We start from the raw sequence: 3,005 nt of genomic DNA, 5'->3' as shown, positions 1-3,005 counted from the left end.
GGGGGTATCGGCTCCCGTGGGGCGCGGTCGCTCGGATGCGGTGGGTCCTTCTGGGCGCGGTCGCTCGGGGGCCGTGGGTCCTTCTGGGCGTGGTCGCTCGGGGGCCCGGGCGCTTCGGTGCGGTCCCGGAGGGTTCGTACGTCGGGGGCTCCTGGCTCCCGTGGGGCGCGGTCGCTCGGATGCGGTGGGTCGCCCTGGGCGCGGTCGCTCGGCAGGCTTGGCTCGCCACGGGCCCGCACGACCCCGCGTCCGGGCCCGGGTCCAGGCCCAGGACCCCGCCCAGGTACCGGCCCCCTCCGCCGTCACAGCCGGCGGGACGACCGCGGCCAGGCCGCCCTCGAGTACCTCGGCTTCCTCCCGCTGCTCCTTCTCGTCGGGCTCGCGGGCCTTCAGCTCGGCGTCGCCGCGTACGCCGCCCAGCAGGCGGGAACCGCCGCCCGCGCCGCCGCGCGGGCCGAGAGCAGCGACGCCGAGGACGCCCCCGGCGCCGTCGCCGCCGCCCACGCCGCCGCCGACCGGGTCACCTCCGTCACCGTCGGGGGAGGCCCCGGCGCCGGCGAGGTCACCGTCACCGTCCACGTGCGCATCCCCTCCGTCGTCCCGTTCTGGGACGACTTCGGCACCGCCGAGAAGACCGCCACCATGCCCCTGCCCGCCACCGACGAGGAGCGGCCATGAGCCTGCGCGCCCGGATCAACGCCCCCGAGGAGAAACGCACCGGCGGCGGACGCGAGGACGGCCACCTGGTGGCCGCCTTCCGCGCCAAGCTCCTGGAGGAGATCGACCTCACCGAGATGTCCGCGCTCGCCGCCGCCGAGCGCCGGGCCCGCCTCGAACGCGTCCTCGGCCACATCATCAGCCGCGAGGGCCCGGTCCTCTCCACCGCCGAACGCGCCCAGCTCATCCGCCGGGTCGTGGACGAGGCCCTCGGCCTCGGCGTCCTCGAACCCCTCCTCGAAGACGCCTCCATCACCGAGATCATGGTCAACGGCCCCGACCAGATCTTCATCGAACGCGCCGGCCGCGTCGAACTCCTGCCGCTCCGCTTCGCCTCCCACGACCAGCTCATGCAGACCATCGAGCGGATCGTCTCCACCGTCAACCGGCGCGTGGACGAGTCCAACCCGATGGTCGACGCCCGCCTCCCCTCCGGCGAACGCGTCAACGTGATCATCCCGCCGCTCTCCCTCACCGGCGCGACCCTCACCATCCGCCGCTTCCCGCGTTCCTACACGCTCCACGAGATGATCGGCCTCGGCTCGCTGGACGAGCAGATGCTGCTCCTGCTCTCCGGACTCGTCCAGGCCCGGTTCAACGTGATCGTCTCCGGCGCCACCGGCACCGGGAAGACCACCCTCCTCAACGCCCTCTCCGGCCTCGTCCCCGACGGCGAACGCATCATCACCATCGAGGACTCCGCCGAACTCCAGCTCCAGCAGTCCCACGTCATCCGCCTGGAGGCCCGGCCCCCGAACATCGAGGGCCGCGGGCAGATCACCATCCGCGACCTCGTCCGCAACTCGCTGCGCATGCGCCCCGACCGCATCATCGTCGGAGAGGTCCGCGGCGGCGAGACCCTCGACATGCTCCAGGCCATGTCCACCGGCCACGACGGCTCCCTCGCCACCGTCCACGCCAACTCCGCCGAGGACGCCCTCATGCGGCTCCAGACCCTCGCCTCCATGTCGGAGGTGAAGGTGCCCTTCGAGGCGCTGCGCGACCAGATCAACAGCGCCGTCGACGTCCTCGTCCAGCTCACCCGGCACCCCGACGGCGCCCGCAGGATCACCGAGATCGCCGTCCTCGCCTCCCAGGGCCGCGAACGGTTCCTCCTCGCCACCGTCTGCCGTTTCCACGCCCAGCCGCTCGCCGCCGACGGCCGCGTGTACGGGCAGTACGCGTACCACCCGCTGCCCCGGCGCGTCGCCGAACGCCTCTACCTCGCCGGGCAGCCGATCCCCCAGGCCTTCGGCGTGGCCGCCACCGACGCCCACCTCACCACCCGGGAGGCGGAATGACCAAGGACCCCTCGTGGTCGTCCCTGTGGACGGACCCCTTCTGGCTCACCCTCGGGGCGGTCCTGCTCGCCTGCGTGCTCGGCGTCGTCGGAGTCCAGCTGTACGCCGACGGGGCCCGGCGCCACGCGGCCCTGGTCGCCCGGCTCGACGACACCACCGCCCCCGGGAGGGCCGGCCGCCGCAGACGCCGCTTCCGTACGCTCGACAGGCGGCTCCGGTCCACCGCGCCCGGCCGGAAACTGGAACTGCGGATCGCGGCCACCGGGCTCGACATCACCCCCGGCGAGTTCACCGCCGCCCTCACCGCCACCGTCGCCGTCCTCTGGGTCGCCGGCCAGGCCGCGCTCTCCCCGTTCTTCGGTCCGATCTGCGGATTCCTCGGCATCTGGGTCGCGCTCGGCTACCTCAACTGGCAGCGCCAGAAACGCATCGAGAAGTTCATCAACCAGCTCCCCGAGCTCTCCCGCATCCTCGCCAACGCCACGCAGGCCGGACTCGCCCTGCGCATGGCGCTCAGCCTCGCCGCCGACGAACTGGAGGCCCCGGCCGGCGACGAACTGGAGAAGGTCGCCCAGCAGCTCGCCGTCGGGACCTCCCTCGACGACGCCCTCGGTGAGCTCGCCGAACGGCTCCCCTCCCGCGAACTCGTCGTCCTCGTCACCACCCTCGTCCTCGCCAACCGGGCCGGCGGCACCGTCGTCTCCTCCCTCCGCAACCTCACCAAGACCCTGGAGGAACGCAAGGAGACCCGGCGCGAGGTCCGCACCCAGCTGTCCCAGGTGAGCATGACCGCCTACGCCGTCCCCGTCATCGGCATCGGCTCCCTCCTCCTCATCGACAACATGCAGCCCGGCGCCCTCGACCGCATGACCGACTCCGCCGTCGGACAGCTCGCCGTCATCGCCGCCTGCGTCCTCTACGTGGTCGGCTTCGCCGCCATCCGCCGCTTCTCGAAGATCGACGTCTAGGGACGGGTGACCGCGTGAT

At 72.9% G+C, this 3,005-nt stretch carries 3 protein-coding genes; all 3 read left to right on the top strand.

The window, feature by feature from the left end:
* Positions 1 to 117 precede the first annotated feature (117 nt).
* From RIF68_RS32830 to RIF68_RS32820, 3 genes are read left to right on the top strand one after another with little or no spacing between them, the layout of a single operon-like run.
* A complete protein-coding gene (locus tag RIF68_RS32830) occupies positions 118 to 678 on the top strand; it encodes a TadE/TadG family type IV pilus assembly protein (RefSeq protein WP_309055040.1) in 561 nt (186 codons plus the stop codon).
* A complete protein-coding gene (locus RIF68_RS32825) occupies positions 675 to 2,018 on the top strand; it encodes a CpaF family protein (RefSeq protein WP_309055038.1) in 1,344 nt (447 codons plus the stop codon). The genes RIF68_RS32830 and RIF68_RS32825 overlap by 4 nt, the downstream gene beginning before the upstream one ends.
* A complete protein-coding gene (locus RIF68_RS32820; protein ID WP_309055036.1) occupies positions 2,015 to 2,986 on the top strand; it encodes a type II secretion system F family protein in 972 nt (323 codons plus the stop codon). The genes RIF68_RS32825 and RIF68_RS32820 overlap by 4 nt, the downstream gene beginning before the upstream one ends.
* The last annotated feature ends 19 nt before the right edge of the window (positions 2,987 to 3,005 follow it).

Source organism: Streptomyces sp. (assembly GCF_031178505.1).
GTDB classification, from domain to species: Bacteria; Actinomycetota; Actinomycetes; order Streptomycetales; family Streptomycetaceae; genus Streptomyces; species Streptomyces gulbargensis.
Note: the sequence above shows the minus strand (reverse complement) of the source record. Positions and strands in the feature narration are given on the sequence as shown.

Excerpts from the sequence above, each read along its gene's own strand:
- RIF68_RS32820 (WP_309055036.1), top strand. The coding sequence starts at position 2,015 with ATGACCAAGGACCCCTCGTGGTCGTCCCTGTGGACGGACCCCTTCTGG.
- RIF68_RS32825 (WP_309055038.1), top strand. The coding sequence starts at position 675 with ATGAGCCTGCGCGCCCGGATCAACGCCCCCGAGGAGAAACGCACCGGC.